The sequence below is a fragment of the Litoribacter ruber genome, from assembly GCF_018449405.1.
GTDB classification, from domain to species: domain Bacteria; phylum Bacteroidota; class Bacteroidia; order Cytophagales; family Cyclobacteriaceae; genus Litoribacter; species Litoribacter ruber.
Genome location: NZ_JAHCMY010000005.1, coordinates 22707 through 36381 on the forward strand (window position 1 = coordinate 22707; position 13675 = coordinate 36381).

At 43.1% G+C, this 13675-nt stretch carries 14 protein-coding genes; 4 read left to right on the forward strand and 10 right to left on the reverse strand.

The features are described 5' to 3' along the window. Positions 1 to 464 precede the first annotated feature (464 nt). Together KI659_RS10480 and KI659_RS10485 are read right to left on the reverse strand one after the other, a co-directional pair. Positions 465 to 896, reverse strand: coding sequence for a hypothetical protein (locus KI659_RS10480; RefSeq protein WP_213945306.1), 432 nt, complete (start codon positions 894 to 896; stop codon positions 465 to 467). Positions 897 to 956: 60 nt separating this feature from the next. Next, positions 957 to 2075 (reverse strand): AI-2E family transporter, encoded by a 1119-nt coding sequence (locus KI659_RS10485; RefSeq protein ID WP_213945307.1) that lies wholly within the window; start codon positions 2073 to 2075, stop codon positions 957 to 959. A gap of 100 nt (positions 2076 to 2175) precedes the next feature. Here KI659_RS10485 and KI659_RS10490 point away from each other — a divergent pair, with 100 nt between their 5' ends. After that, positions 2176 to 3423, forward strand: coding sequence for a porin (locus KI659_RS10490; protein WP_213945308.1), 1248 nt, complete (start codon positions 2176 to 2178; stop codon positions 3421 to 3423). Positions 3424 to 3524: 101 nt separating this feature from the next. Here the strand turns inward: KI659_RS10490 and argH are convergent, their stop codons facing one another. From argH to KI659_RS10530, 8 genes are read right to left on the reverse strand one after another with little or no spacing between them, the layout of a single operon-like run. Beyond that, positions 3525 to 4859, reverse strand: coding sequence for an argininosuccinate lyase (gene argH / locus KI659_RS10495; RefSeq protein WP_213945309.1), 1335 nt, complete (start codon positions 4857 to 4859; stop codon positions 3525 to 3527). A gap of 8 nt (positions 4860 to 4867) precedes the next feature. Continuing rightward, positions 4868 to 5953: a M20 family metallo-hydrolase gene (locus KI659_RS10500; RefSeq protein WP_213945310.1), complete on the reverse strand. Its 1086-nt coding sequence runs from the start codon at positions 5951 to 5953 to the stop codon at positions 4868 to 4870. Between the two features lie 4 nt (positions 5954 to 5957). Further along, positions 5958 to 6749, reverse strand: a complete 792-nt coding sequence (argB, locus tag KI659_RS10505) for an acetylglutamate kinase (protein WP_213945500.1) — start codon at positions 6747 to 6749, stop codon at positions 5958 to 5960. A gap of 15 nt (positions 6750 to 6764) precedes the next feature. Beyond that, the gene (locus KI659_RS10510; protein ID WP_213945311.1) at positions 6765 to 7736 is read right to left on the reverse strand and encodes a Rossmann-fold NAD(P)-binding domain-containing protein; all 972 of its coding nucleotides are present in this window, start codon (positions 7734 to 7736) and stop codon (positions 6765 to 6767) included. 16 nt (positions 7737 to 7752) lie between these two features. Continuing rightward, a complete protein-coding gene (locus KI659_RS10515; protein ID WP_213945312.1) occupies positions 7753 to 8901 on the reverse strand; it encodes an aspartate aminotransferase family protein in 1149 nt (382 codons plus the stop codon). Between the two features lie 11 nt (positions 8902 to 8912). Then, a complete protein-coding gene (gene argC, locus KI659_RS10520) occupies positions 8913 to 9878 on the reverse strand; it encodes an N-acetyl-gamma-glutamyl-phosphate reductase (RefSeq protein WP_213945313.1) in 966 nt (321 codons plus the stop codon). Continuing rightward, positions 9871 to 11067, reverse strand: a complete 1197-nt coding sequence (argG, locus tag KI659_RS10525; protein WP_213945314.1) for an argininosuccinate synthase — start codon at positions 11065 to 11067, stop codon at positions 9871 to 9873. The genes argC and argG overlap by 8 nt, the downstream gene beginning before the upstream one ends. Beyond that, positions 11064 to 11738 carry a GNAT family N-acetyltransferase gene (locus KI659_RS10530; RefSeq protein WP_213945501.1) on the reverse strand — a complete coding sequence of 225 codons (675 nt, stop codon included), beginning with the start codon at positions 11736 to 11738 and terminating at the stop codon, positions 11064 to 11066. The genes argG and KI659_RS10530 overlap by 4 nt, the downstream gene beginning before the upstream one ends. Before the next feature lie 499 nt (positions 11739 to 12237). Here KI659_RS10530 and KI659_RS18680 point away from each other — a divergent pair, with 499 nt between their 5' ends. The 3 genes from KI659_RS18680 (at position 12238) to KI659_RS10540 (ending at position 13654) form a co-directional block, all read left to right on the forward strand. Beyond that, positions 12238 to 12285, forward strand: coding sequence for a hypothetical protein (locus tag KI659_RS18680; RefSeq protein ID WP_262898494.1), 48 nt, complete (start codon positions 12238 to 12240; stop codon positions 12283 to 12285). A gap of 47 nt (positions 12286 to 12332) precedes the next feature. After that, positions 12333 to 12884, forward strand: a complete 552-nt coding sequence (locus KI659_RS10535; RefSeq protein ID WP_262898493.1) for a DsbA family oxidoreductase — start codon at positions 12333 to 12335, stop codon at positions 12882 to 12884. A gap of 62 nt (positions 12885 to 12946) precedes the next feature. Beyond that, positions 12947 to 13654: an SDR family oxidoreductase gene (locus KI659_RS10540; RefSeq protein WP_213945315.1), complete on the forward strand. Its 708-nt coding sequence runs from the start codon at positions 12947 to 12949 to the stop codon at positions 13652 to 13654. Positions 13655 to 13675 lie beyond the last annotated feature (21 nt).

Below are 13675 nucleotides of genomic sequence, written 5' to 3' on the forward strand. Positions count from 1 at the left end.
AGCAAAAGGCAAGTAGTTCTCTTTTCTTTAGCTGTCGGGAAAGAAGACCGAAGCCTGCCGTCCCTATCGGGAGGTAAACCTGACTCGGCAGAGGCAGGACCGAAGTAGCGGGCCATTTTGGCAATCACCCCTCATTGCTTTACAGGTTCTGTTGTGGATTAAATATAATTTCTATGATAACTCCTAGAAGGAAATTCTGTTCGGGACAATATCCAAGTGAACACTGGCAGCACCTCAACAATGAAAAATGGCATCCCTATTCACAAAAAAAGCCGGAATATCAATTCCGGCCTAAAATTTCCAATTTTATAATATCAATGCACAGATGGATTTAGAATAACGTTTGGGTAAGTACAAATCTGTCTTTTTCGATAGTCCAACTAAGTGTAAATCCGAGAAAACTCTGTGTCCTTTTTTTAGGAAGACGTTTTCCGTCTCCCGTCTTCGTTCTTTTGGCTATTTAATTAACTCAACCACGCCGCCCAGGGTATTCTGGACAAAATCAGTAGGAGGCCAATGCCGTAGAACACATAGATGCTTCTGTACCTATTTCTGGAAACAGAGATCTTTTTAGCCCTGCTATAACCTACTGTAATCAGGATAACTGCGATTAGCCCTACCAGTGGGTGCTCTAAAGCGTAAAGTCTAGAAGTAGCATCTCCCATGGTGTGGCTTCCGAAATTGGAAACACCCAGTGGGCTGACAAAATACAACACCAAGCCAGCTAGAAGCTGAATGTGCGTAGGAATAAGGCCGAACAAGCCGAATTTTTGGTCTTTAGCTGTAAATTCTCTGTTTGAGAGAGCTCCAAACAGCGCATATAGAAAACTGATGGTAATGCCAATGATGACCAAGTAAGCCAAGTAGGAGTGAAGGTGCAAAAATCCTGTATACATCTTAGTTGTGTTGATTAAGGCATAAAAATAAGTGATTTTTTCCAAATACCTTAATCACTTTTATAAAAGGCGGTTTTTATCCTCCGGCTCTTCGATGTCTGTTTGGCTAAACAGATAGCCAAAAGGGTTTAATACAGGCACATGGCGGCAAATTACCGTGATCATTCCAAAAACTGGTATGGCCAGCACCATGCCAATTACCCCCCAAAGCTCATTACCCAAAATCACCGACAGGATGATAAAAAAGGGATGGACATCCACCTTGTCTCCCAATATTATGGGCTGCAGGATGTAGCTGTCCACAAATTGGGCAATGAGGAAAGTGACCGTAATTCCTATGAGCGTGCCGGATCCTCCATCAGCCAGCAATCCCAAACTCAAGGCTATCACATAACCGATCATGTTTCCAATAAATGGTATGATGGAAAGCACAGCTGCAATCAAACTGATAACAAAGGCATTTTCCAAACCTGAAATCAACAAGCCTGTGAAATACATCCCCGTCAGTATGGCCATCAATAGCAGCCTTCCGGCCAAATAATGCCTGCTCACTTTGGAGCTTCTAGAAATGATTTTGGAAACTTTTGATCTTTTTTCACTAGGGATAAAGCGAAGAATAAATTCCTTAAATCGTCCCCTAAAATGGATAAACATAAAGACATAGACCAAGGTCAGCAACACGTTTGTAAGTGATGTCATGATGGTGGATACCACACTCATGGCCTGCTCTGCTGTTTCCTCCTCTTCGCTGGGATCAGATTCATCTTCACCTTCTTCTTGATCTTTTTCATCCTCAGGTTCTGGAGTTACCTCATCTATTTGTTCTTCCTCAAGCATGGTATTATCGGCTAGATAGGTGCTGAATTCCTCCATTTTTTCGAACATGGTGGATTTCATTTCTTCCCAATCTTCTGCAAAGTCTTTTATCTGAAGAAAAATCAAGGCAACTATGCCACCGCTTACCAAGACCAAAACAAGCGTACTGCTAATGGTGGCCCACACTTTTTTCATCCCCCACTTTTCAAAAGCATAGGTGATGGGAAGCATCAGAAAGGCCAATATCATGGCAGTAACCAAAGGAGCCAAAAATGGCTTGGAATATGCAATTCCTTGGAATAAAAAATAGGTGCCGACAATGAATAATGTTGAATAAAAAAGTACTTTTTTTCCTTTCTCCATAAATTAAAAATGAGTGACACTACATGTTTCTATAGAAAATAAGTATTGTCAAATGGAATTTGTTTGATTTGGGTTATTTTTGAGTTTAATAAAAAATAGTATGTACAAATACTTTGCAAAACTTTTCGGTTGTTTAATACTTTTTGGAATCAGCAGTTCGGCATACTCCCAAGTGCCGGGGCGTGCCACCGAATTGGACACGGGAAGGATCATGGAATCCATACCTTTGGCCTTTTCGGAGGTCCCATATTTCACCTATGGACAGGGGCTTGGGATCATGGCTCCTGATAGTTTATTTGCGATGAATATTCGTTTTAGGATGCAGAATAGAGCAGGTTTTACTTTTCAGGAAGACCAGGCCACCCAGATTGAAGCGCGTGTCAGGAGACTAAGACTGCGCTTTGATGGCTTTGTATATAATCCCAGGCTGAGTTATGTGCTGCAGCTTTCCTTTACACGGGGGGACATGGACTGGGAAAATACCGAATTCCCCAATATAGTCAGGGACGCCATGATTTTTTACAGGTTGACGAATAAGCTTGTTTTGGGCTTTGGACAGACCAAACTTCCTGGGAACCGCCAAAGGGTGAACAGTTCAGGTGATTTGCAATTTGTAGACAGAAGTATTGTCAATGCTACCCTAAATGTCGATCGTGATTTTGGCCTGCAGGCTGCCTATACGGACCGCTTGATCAATAATTTCCATTATGTGCTAAGAGGTGCTGTCAGCACTGGAGAGGGCAGGAATATTCTTGCCACGGACGGGGGATTGGCTTATACGGGAAGGGTTGAAATTCTTCCATTCGGGATGTTTGAGCGGTTTGGAGATTATTTTGAGGGAGACCTAATTCGGGAAAAAACACCTAAACTATCCATAGGAGTAACTTCCAGTTTAAATCGCAATACGTTAAGGACAGGTGGACAGATTGGGACCTTCTTATATGAAAGAACGGATATGGATACCTATATGACCGATTGGTTTTTAAAATATAGAGGTTTTGCCTTTGCCAGTGAGTTATTGTATCGAACCTCGCCCAATGCTTTAACTTTTAACCCTGAAGGGGATATGAGATACGTTTATACCGGACTTGGGCAGAATTATCAGGCCAGTTATATTTTTTTCAATAATGTAGAAGTTGCCGGAAGATACACGCAGTTGGCTCCACGATCCCAGATTGATGAGCTGGAGCCTTTGGTGCAACACTACACTGTTGGGGTCACCAAATATCTTAAGGGACACCGGGTTAAGGTGCAAACTGACTTGACTTATGAGGATCGGCAATTTGTAAACCCCAGCAATAACTTCAATAACTGGCAATTACGCTTCCAGGTTGAATTGGGTATCTAATTATAAAAGAAATGGTCATAATGGGCAGGAAGTTTTAAAAGAATTTGCACTAAGTATCTATATAAACCAAAAGCCCACTCTTTTGAGCGGGCTTTATATATTTATTTCGTAAGTAGACTTTCCAATTGTTTTTCCATTTTTTCAAATTCAAATTTGGAAATTGCCTGGTCCATTTTCTTTTGGATATTAGGTAGACAAAGGTTACCGATTGACCCCTCATGGGTGTGTTTTACATCCTTTGGCGGATTGTAAGTCCCGTTTTCAATGCTCATACCCACTTCTTTGTAGGCATCCCTGAAGGGCTTTCCTTCCAACACCATTCTATTGACTTCTTCTACGCTGAATAGATGCTGATAAAATGAATCCTTCAGAATATTTTGCTTAATCTCAATATTTTCAAGCATTAACCTGGAAATGCTGATGCATGATTTTAGTTTTTGAAGATCAGGGAATATAGTTTCTTTCATCACCTGGAGGTCTCTATGATACCCTGTCGTGAGATTGGTCAATTGCATGGCCAAGGTATTTGGGCTGGCCTGGATCTGGTTGGTTTTGGCCCTTACCAGTTCAAAAACATCTGGGTTTTTCTTATGGGGCATGATACTCGAACCTGTTGTGAGTTCATCGGGGAACTTGATAAAACCAAAATGTTGGTTCATGAAGGTGATGGAATCCGCGGCCAGTCTGTTCAAGGTGCCAGCTATCCCTGCCAGTGCAAAGGCTAGCGTTTTCTCGGTTTTCCCACGGCTGTTTTGTGCATTGATTACATTGAAATGCATTTCTTTGAAACCCAACAATTCCGTAGTCATCGATCGGTTGAGCGGGAAGGAGGAGCCATAGCCAGCCGCAGAACCAAGAGGGTTCCTATTTACCAACTGATATGCCGCATGCAAGAGGTCCATGTCTTCGGAAAGGCTTTCGGCCAGGGCGCCAAACCACAACCCGAAGGAGGAAGGCATGGCTAATTGGGTATGAGTGTAGCCAGGCATCAAATCAGCTTTATGCTTTTCTGCCAATTTTACCAAAAGGTCAAATAGTGACTTTACCTCACCAATCAAAGATTTGATTTCCGCCCTGTAGTAAAGTTTGAGATCCACCAAAACCTGGTCGTTTCGGGATCTTCCGCTGTGCAACTTTTTGCCCACATCCCCAAATCGCTTGGTCAAGATAAATTCTACCTGACTGTGAACATCTTCTACTCCCTCATCAATGGTAAAGGTGCCATCTTGGATTTCCTGATAGATTTCTCTTAGTCCTTGTTGCAGGGTTTTAAACTCTTCGGCTGTCAGTAAACCGATGCTTTCAAGCATTTCCGCATGCGCCAATGAGCCTAGAACGTCAAAGGGGGCCAATAAAATGTCATATTGAGGATCATCTCCAATGGTAAAAACCTCAACTTCCTTGAGGTTACTTTTTTCCTTTTGCCAAAGCTTCATGTCGTATTTTATTTGGTTGATCGCATCGCTGCGTAGGTTTCAATTAATTTGATATAGAGCGAAATCCCGTCTTTGATTTCATTGTCGTAAATATATTCGTCTGCAGTATGGGACCTTGCCGAGTCCCCGGGCCCGATTTTTACAGAAGGAAAGGGTATCAAGGCTTGATCCGATAGGGTAGGGCTGCCGTATTTTTCCAGCTGTAACTCGTCGGCAGCTTTCAAAATAGGATGGTTTTCATCTATTCTTGAAGAGTTTAACCTCATGCTTCTAGGAACCAGTTTAGCCTGTAGCTTGGACTCAAGTTCAGCCAATGCCTCTTCCAAAGTATAGGCATCGGTGACTCTCACATCGATGCAATAGGTGCATTTGTCAGGCACTACGTTGTGTTGGCTGCCGGAATTGATAATGGTGACCGTGGCTTTACTTTCTCCGAGAAACTTGGAAACTTTTTCAAACTGGAAAGTTTTCAGGATATTGAGATCCTCCAACGCCTTATAAATGGCATTTTCCCCTTCGTTTCTGGCTGCATGACCTGCTTTTCCGGTCACTTCGGCATCAATTACCATTAAGCCCTTCTCAGCCACTGCCATCTGAAGCAGGGTAGGTTCACCTACAATCGCCAGCTCGATTTCGGGTAACTCAGGCAGTATATACGCTATCCCATTTTTCCCGCTGATTTCCTCTTCTGCTGTCGCAGCCAAAATCAGGTTAAAGGGTAAATCCCTGCCATAAAAATGATAAAAGGCAGCAATCAGAGAAACCAGACATCCCCCCGCATCATTTGAACCCAAACCGTAGATTTTACCATCTTCAAGGATACAGGAAAAAGGGTCTTTAGTGTATCCGGCATTCGGTTTCACTGTGTCATGATGACTATTGAGTAGGATATTGGGCTTCTGGGGATCAAACTTTTTGTTTTTCACCCAGATATTATTTCCTTTTTGGAAAAAGGGGATGTTCTTATTTTGAAAAAACTCCGCTATCAAAGCCGCAGTTTTATCTTCCTCTCGGCTAAAGGACGGGGTTTCAATAAGGGACTTTAACAACTCTTTGGCTTCAAGGCTTAAAGTATGTGGATCCTTTTCAGTCAATTTTTTAAGAGGTTTGGGTTTTTATAAATGTTCCTTTGGATTTAGAATTGATGGCTTTTCGCACATCTTCTGCTTTGCCCAACCATACTTGGCTGATGCCTTTTGAAATGGCTTTGAATGCATTATCCAGTTTGGGAATCATGCCCGAATGAATGGTTTTTTCCGCCTGCAAATCCTGATATTTCTCAAAATTGATTTCTGAAATATTGCTCTGGTCATCATTGATGTCTTTCAAAACTCCATTTTTATCAAAGCCGTAGAACAAGGACACATCATGATGCCTAGCCAATCCCAATCCCAACTCTGCTGTGATGGTGTCAGCATTGGTATTGAGCAACTGTCCATTTTTATCGTGGGTAATTGCCGCTACAATAGGCACATAATTATGGGATAAAATGGTTTCCAGCAGGGGCACGTTGACAGCTACAATATCTCCGACAAATCCATAATCGATATCTTTTACTGGCCGCTTTTCGGAGGTGATTAGGTTACCGTCAGCGCCGCTTAGGCCAATTGCGTTTTCACCCTTTGCCTGCAGTAAAGCAACAATTTTTTTGTTGACCAAGCCAGCATAGACCATGGTGACCACGTCCAGGGTATTTTCATCAGTTATTCGGCGTCCATTTACCATTTTGGGTTCGATACCCAGTTTTTCGCTCAAGCGGGAAGCCAACACTCCTCCACCATGTACCAAAATTTTGGGTCCCTCAATTTGGGAAAATTCTTCCACGAAAGTCTGAAGGGCTTCGGGGTTGTCCACCACATTTCCTCCGATTTTGACGATATTTATCTGCAGTTTTTCTTCCATTCTCTAAACTTTTTTGTTTGGATGTCCGGCCTGCGTGTTCAAAATCTCACTTATGACTGCCTGGGCTGCATAAATCCGGTTGTTAGCCTGTTCTTGAACTAGACTTCTTTTGCCGTCCAGAATTTCATCGGAAAGCTCCAGATTTCTCCTCACTGGCAGGCAGTGCATTACTTTAGCATTGGGGCTGTTGGCAAGCTTTTGCTCGTCCAATATCCAATCTTCACCTGCGTGAAGGATTTTGCCATAATCATTGAATGCACTCCAATTTTTTACATACACAAAATCAGCATCCTTTAAAGCTTCATCTTGATCGTGTGTGATAGTGGCTCCGGCAGTGAATTGCTCATCGAGCTCGTAACCTTCAGGATGGGTGACTGTGAGATCATAATCACATCCGAGGGCCCATTCGCAGAAGGAGTTGGCCACAGCATGAGGGATGGCTTTAATATGGGGGGCCCAAGTCAGGACCACTTTTGGCCTTTTTTCCTGGGCGTTTTCCTTAATGGTAACCATGTCAGCCAAGCTTTGAAGCGGGTGACGGGTGGCACTCTCAAGGCTAATGATAGGCTTACCGGTGAACTTGAGGAATTGGGTGAAAATATATTCATCCACATCCTGTGATTTGTCGGTCAAAGATGGGAAAGCCCGAATAGCCAAGATGTCAAAATATGAACCCAAAACCGCTGCGGCATCTTTGATGTGCTCCACTGTGTTTTTATTCATTATAGCGCCTTCTTTCATTTCCAGCGCCCATCCATCTTTATCCATATTCAGCACAATGGGTTCCATTCCCAAATTGCTGGCTGCAAGTTGGGTGCTTATCCTTGTTCTCAATGAAGGATTAAGAAATATTAATCCTATCCTTTTTCCTCTTCCCAGATGCTTATCCAAAAATGGGTCTTTTTTATACTTTAAAGCCAGGTTGATAAGGCTTTGTGCCTCCGAAAAATCAGTGAATGAGGTGAAGTTTTGCATTTTTATTAACTTTGGTTTAATGAGTTTGAGCTGAGGTAGATTGAATGACTTGAGGTAACGCCTCCAGGAATATGTCTAATTGTTCCTTGGTTATGGTGAGAGGAGGCAAGATTCGGATGGTGTTTTTGGTTGAAGCGTTTCCTGTGAAAATATGGTGTTTTTCAATCAGCTCCTTTCGGACTGGGGCCGCGTCTGTTTCCAGATCTACTCCAATCATCAATCCTTTGCCTCGTACTTCCTTAATACCTTCCATGCCCTGAAGTTTTTCCATCAAGTAATTTCCAAGTTCGTCAGCTTTGGAGCATAGGTTTTCCTGATGCAATACCTCCAAGACGGCCAGGGATGCCACACAGGCCAAGTGATTGCCACCGAATGTAGTGCCCAACATTCCGTATTTTGCCTCCATTTCAGGATTAATGAGAACGCCACCAACAGGGAATCCGTTACCCATTCCTTTGGCAATGGTAATGATATCCGGCTTCAAGCCTTCTACCCATTGGTGGGCAAAAAACTTACCTGTACGGCCATAGCCAGACTGGACTTCATCCAAAATAAGTTTGACATTATAACCTTTGCTTAGTTTCTGAAGGCCTAATAGAAATTCCTCAGAGGGAGTATGGATACCTGCGATGCCCTGGATACCTTCAATAATAATCCCGGCGACATCATGCTTTTTCAGACATTCTTCCACTTGCGCCAGATCCATTTCCAGGATGTGCACCTCATGGGAAGCATTGAATGGAGCAACTATTTTCGGGTTATCCGTTAAGGCTACCGCTCCGCTTGTTCTACCGTGAAATCCCCCTTTGAATGAAATGAAGCCTTTTTTACCGGTTTTGAATGAAGCAAGTTTAAGGGCATTTTCATTGGCTTCTGCTCCTGAGTTGCACAGGAAAAGGTCATACTCGTCATAGCCTGAGACTTTTCCGAGCAAATTGGCCAGTTCTTCCTGTTCTGGGATTTGTACCGAGTTGGAGTAAAATGCAATTTTATCCAGTTGCGATTTGATTCTATCGGTGTAGTGGGGGTGGTTATGGCCGATGGAGATCACGGCGTGCCCCCCATAAAGGTCCATATATTCCGTTCCGTTTGAATCCCAGATTTTGCATCCCTCCGCTTTCACGGGCGTGATGTCCATAAGGGGGTAAACTGCGTAAGGTTTCATAATTAAAGAGGTTAAAATGCGATACTTTTCAAATTGAGGCCAGCTTTTTCCTCCAATCCAAATGCCAAGTTCATGTTCTGAACAGCCTGTCCGGCGGCTCCCTTCAGAAGGTTATCTATAGCGGCATATATCACCAACTGCCCTTCTTTTTCCTGCAGAGAAATTAGGCACTTATTGGTGTTGACCGCCTGCTTAAGCATGATTTCCTTGTCGGACACATGCGTGAATGGCTCATCGGAGTAGAATGCCTGGTATTTATCCTTCACTTCCTCAAATGATCTGTCCAAGGTACCATAAGCCGTGATCCATATTCCTCTGGAGAAATTACCACGGTAGGGGACAAATAGGAGATTGTTTTTAAACTCCATGTCCAATTCGTGAAAGGTTTTCTTTATTTCCTTGAGGTGCTGGTGATCAAAAAGCTTGTAGATAGAAACGTTCTGGTTTCTTTCACTGAAATGGGTGGTTTCACTAAGTTTTTTACCAGCTCCGGTGCTTCCGGTAATCCCGTTGATATGGATAGGTCCGTCGATGAACCTATGGGCGATCGCTGGGGCAAGTGCCAACTGTATCCCAGTGGCAAAACATCCAGGGTTAGCTATTTTTTTGGCTGTCATAATCCTGGATTTGTTGATTTCCGGCAAGCCGTAGACGAAGTTGTCGCTCTCATCCCGGAAATCAGTGCTCAGATCTATGATGACTGTGGATGGCAAAAACTCATTGTTGTCCAAAAATCCTTTGGCCTCCCCATGGGGTAGGGCCAAAAAGAGCGCATCCACGTTTTTGTTTATTTCATCGGTAAACACCAGTTCCGAATCTCCCAAAAGATCCTGGTGCACCTCGTATACTTTTTTTCCTTTTTGGCTATTGCTGTGGATGGATACCAATTCCACCTGCGGGTGAAAAAGCAACAGTCGGACAAGCTCTCCGCCGGTATATCCTGCTCCGCCAATAACGCCAACTTTAATTTTATCCATTATCCAATGTTTTGTTTACTTGGTGAAAAATTGCGGTTTGATTACCGAATATTTTGGTGAATCCCTTCACGTCCTCGGCAGTCCAGCCTTTATTCATCTCCCCATATGCCCCAAATTTATTGGACATCAAATCGTGCTCGGAACTGATGCCGATAAGTTTGAAATGGTAAGGCATCAGTTTTACATTTACCTCTCCTGTAACAAAATCCTGTGTGGACTGCATGAAGCTTTCCAAGTTTCGCATGACAGGATCCAAATAATGGCCCTCATGTAAGTGGGTGCCATAAAATTCAGCCATTTGATTTTTCCAGAAGGATTGCCACTTGGTCAGTGTATGTTTTTCGAGCAACTGGTGCGCCTTGATAAGTATCAATGCCGCCGCGGCTTCAAAACCAACCCTACCTTTGATACCTATAATGGTATCGCCTACATGGATATCCCTTCCTATAGCAAAAGGTCCCGCCAGGGCCTGGATCTTTTGAATGGCTTTTACAGGATCCATTTTTTCACCATTTATGGCTACAATTTCACCTTTTTCAAATGTTAGCTTTAAGTCTTCAGGCTCCTTCTTGGTTAGCTGAGTAGGAAAAGCCTCCTCCGGTAAGGTGTCATGGGAGTTCAGGGTTTCTTTTCCTCCTACAGATGTGCCCCAAATTCCTTTATTGATGGAATAAGCGGCTTTTTCAAAATTCATTTCCACCCCATGTTCTTTCAGAAAGGAAATCTCCTCCTCACGGCTGAGCTGCATATCCCTGATGGGGGTGATAATTTCAATATTGGGAATTACCGTTTGGAAGATCATATCAAACCTTACCTGGTCATTTCCCGCGCCTGTGCTTCCGTGAGCAATGGATTCGGCGCCAATTTTTGCGGCATAATCAGCCAGAGCTTTGGCCTGAACGATTCTTTCGGCACTCACAGACAGGGGGTATGTTTGATTTTTGAGCACATTGCCAAAAATCAAATACTTGATGACCTTCTCATAATAATCCTGGGTCACATCCAAAACCTCAAAGCTTTTCAGCCCCAGTTTTTTAGCTCTGGCCTCTACTGTTTCCAACTCCTCTTTTTCAAACCCACCAGTATTCACCAAAACGGCATGGACTTCATAGTTTTTTATTTTACTTAGATACAATGCACAGTAAGTGGTGTCCAGGCCTCCACTGTAGGCCAGTAATACTTTTTTCATGGTTGAAGATCGAGTTTTAATGCTTTGTTGAATTTTACTAAAATACTTTTCTTAATTTTTGTCCAGCGCTCAAATAGATTGAGGTTGCCGTAAAAGTCTTTTCTTAATCTTTGTTTGTTTGGTTGTCGTTGGTCTTTCGGCACATAGAGCATGGCCGTGCAAAGACAGTTCTGACGGTTTTTGCTGGTCAGGATGGCGTAGTTTACGCAGCTCTGGCAGCCTTTCCAAAATTGCTCATCATCGGTGAGGTCAGAGTAGCTGACTGGGTAATAGCCCAGCTCCGAATTGATTTTCATCACAGCCGCACCCGTGGTAAGGCCGAATATTTTGGCATTTGGATACTTTTTGCGGCTAAGTTTGAAGATGGCATGTTTGATTTCTCTAGCCAGTCCTGATTTTCTGAAATTTGGGGAGACAATCAATCCGGAATTGGCCACGAACTTTTCATGTCCCCACGCTTCAATGTAACAGAATCCTGCCCACTCGCCTGTCTTGCTCAGGGCAATAACGGCTTTCCCCTCTCGCATTTTCTGCATGATGTACTCTGGGCTACGCTTAGCTATACCTGTACCTCGTGCTTGGGCGGAATTGGCCATTTCCTCTACGATGGTGTCGGCATATTTCAAGTGTTCTTCTTGGGCTACTTGAATAACAAATTGCTTGTTTATCATATTCATGATAATTGTGATATGGTTTAGAACCGACCAATAAAATGATCAGCTTTCAAGCGTCTGAAATGAATTATCTTGGAAATAGAATCGGAAAGCAGCAACCGCATAGGTTGCCATAAATATAGCAGGGACTAGGCCCTATAAAAGTTCCTTGTCCTTATTGAAAAATTCATAACCGTGATTTCCACCTGCTGGTGTGCAGGGGCCGGGCAATCGGCGGATATGTTGATCTTGTAGGACATTGTATGATTCTCAAGACAAAGTTTCAAAACAAAAATTTTAAAAACAAACAAAATTTTCAATTCTTTGTCAAATTAGTAAAAACCTTCACAGGGGTTTAACAATTTTTCAATTTGAATAAGTTCTGTTTTGGTAAATAGTTCAACTTTTATGCCATAAGTAACTTGTGATATCTAAATATGATAAGCGGGAACTCATAATTATTAATTATCCTTAGTTAAGGAAAAAAAAGATGAAAGTAGAAATATGGTCCGATGTAATGTGCCCTTTTTGTTATATCGGAAAAAGAAGGTTTGAAAAGGCTTAAAACAATTTGAAGGTCAGAGTGAAATAGAAATTGAGTGGAAAAGCTTTTTGCTCAACCCAGATCTTAAAACGGACACATCCCTTTCCCCAGTGGAATATTTGGCCAAATCCAAAGGCATGGAAATTTCCCAAATCGAACAAATGATGGTTCAGGTTGAGGAAATGGGACGCTCTGAAGGTTTAAATATGGACTTAAGCAATACAGTAGTTGCCAACTCCCAAAATGCCCACCGCCTGATCCAGATGGCAAAGGTTCACGGGAAAGGCGATTTGGCAGAAGAACTCTTGTTTGAGGCCCATTTTGACCAAAAAGCCAATATCGATGACCCGGCAGTACTTTTGGAATTGGGGCAAAAGTTGGGATTGGATTCCAATGAAGTAGAAAAGATGCTTAATTCAGATCAATTTGTGGAAAGGGTAAAACAGGAATATGCCGAAGCCCAGCAGCTGGGGGTAAGAGGGGTTCCGTTTTTTGTTTTTGATAGAAAATATGGCCTTAGCGGTGCCCAATCATCCGAGGTTTTTCTTCATGCATTGAATCAGGCGTATGAGCAGCAGTCCGCCAATTCCAACTCCTGTGATGTGGACGTGAACTGTTAAAACTTTCTCTGGAGTATCAAGTTGGGTTTACTAAGTTTTAAACCATTTTGAAAACGAAAATTATGAAAGGAAACGTAGCATTGATTACCGGTGGGAGTTCTGGTATTGGGTATGGAATTGCACAGGAACTTCTCAAAAAGGGTGTAAATGTTGGTATTACCGGAAGAGATAAGGGTAGGATAGAGGAAGCGGCCAGAAAACTAGAAGGATTGGGTGGGGAAGTGCTTCCCATTCAGGCAGATGTGAGGGAGTTTGAAGCCCAGCAAAATGCAGTCAAGGCGGTAACCGACAAGTGGGGCCGTTTGGATTATTTTGTTGCCAATGCCGGCCTGGGGCATTTTGGTAGCATTGAGGAACTGACTCCCGAGCAGTGGAGCGAAACTATCGATACCAACCTGACTGGCGTATTTTATAGCATCAAGGCTGCCCTTGAGCCCCTGAAGGCTTCCAAAGGCTATTTTATCACCATTTCAAGTTTGGCAGGCACCAATTTCTTTGCAGGCGGATCTGCTTACAATGCAAGCAAGTTTGGCTTGACGGGCTTTACCCAGGCTATCATGCTTGATCTTAGAGATGCCGGTATCCGCGTGAGCACTATCATGCCGGGCTCTGTGGCCACCAACTTCAACAATCATAAAGTGAGCGATGAAGATGCCTGGAAGATACAGATTGAGGATATTGGAGAAATGGTCGTGGGATTGTTTGAGCTCAATTCCAGAACTCTGCCGAGCAAAATTGAAGTGAGGCCTTCCATGCCACCTAGGAAATAGAAAAAGCGGGATTTCCCGCTT

Coding starts and splice junctions, on each gene's coding strand:
- KI659_RS10480 (WP_213945306.1), bottom strand. CDS start 896: ATGTATACAGGATTTTTGCACCTTCACTCCTACTTGGCTTACTTGGTC.
- KI659_RS10485 (WP_213945307.1), bottom strand. CDS start 2,075: ATGGAGAAAGGAAAAAAAGTACTTTTTTATTCAACATTATTCATTGTC.
- KI659_RS10490 (WP_213945308.1), top strand. CDS start 2,176: ATGTACAAATACTTTGCAAAACTTTTCGGTTGTTTAATACTTTTTGGA.
- argH (WP_213945309.1), bottom strand. CDS start 4,859: ATGAAGCTTTGGCAAAAGGAAAAAAGTAACCTCAAGGAAGTTGAGGTT.
- KI659_RS10510 (WP_213945311.1), bottom strand. CDS start 7,736: ATGCAAAACTTCACCTCATTCACTGATTTTTCGGAGGCACAAAGCCTT.
- KI659_RS10515 (WP_213945312.1), bottom strand. CDS start 8,901: ATGAAACCTTACGCAGTTTACCCCCTTATGGACATCACGCCCGTGAAA.
- argC (WP_213945313.1), bottom strand. CDS start 9,878: ATGGATAAAATTAAAGTTGGCGTTATTGGCGGAGCAGGATATACCGGC.
- argG (WP_213945314.1), bottom strand. CDS start 11,067: ATGAAAAAAGTATTACTGGCCTACAGTGGAGGCCTGGACACCACTTAC.
- KI659_RS10530 (WP_213945501.1), bottom strand. CDS start 11,738: ATGATAAACAAGCAATTTGTTATTCAAGTAGCCCAAGAAGAACACTTG.
- KI659_RS10540 (WP_213945315.1), top strand. CDS start 12,947: ATGAAAGGAAACGTAGCATTGATTACCGGTGGGAGTTCTGGTATTGGG.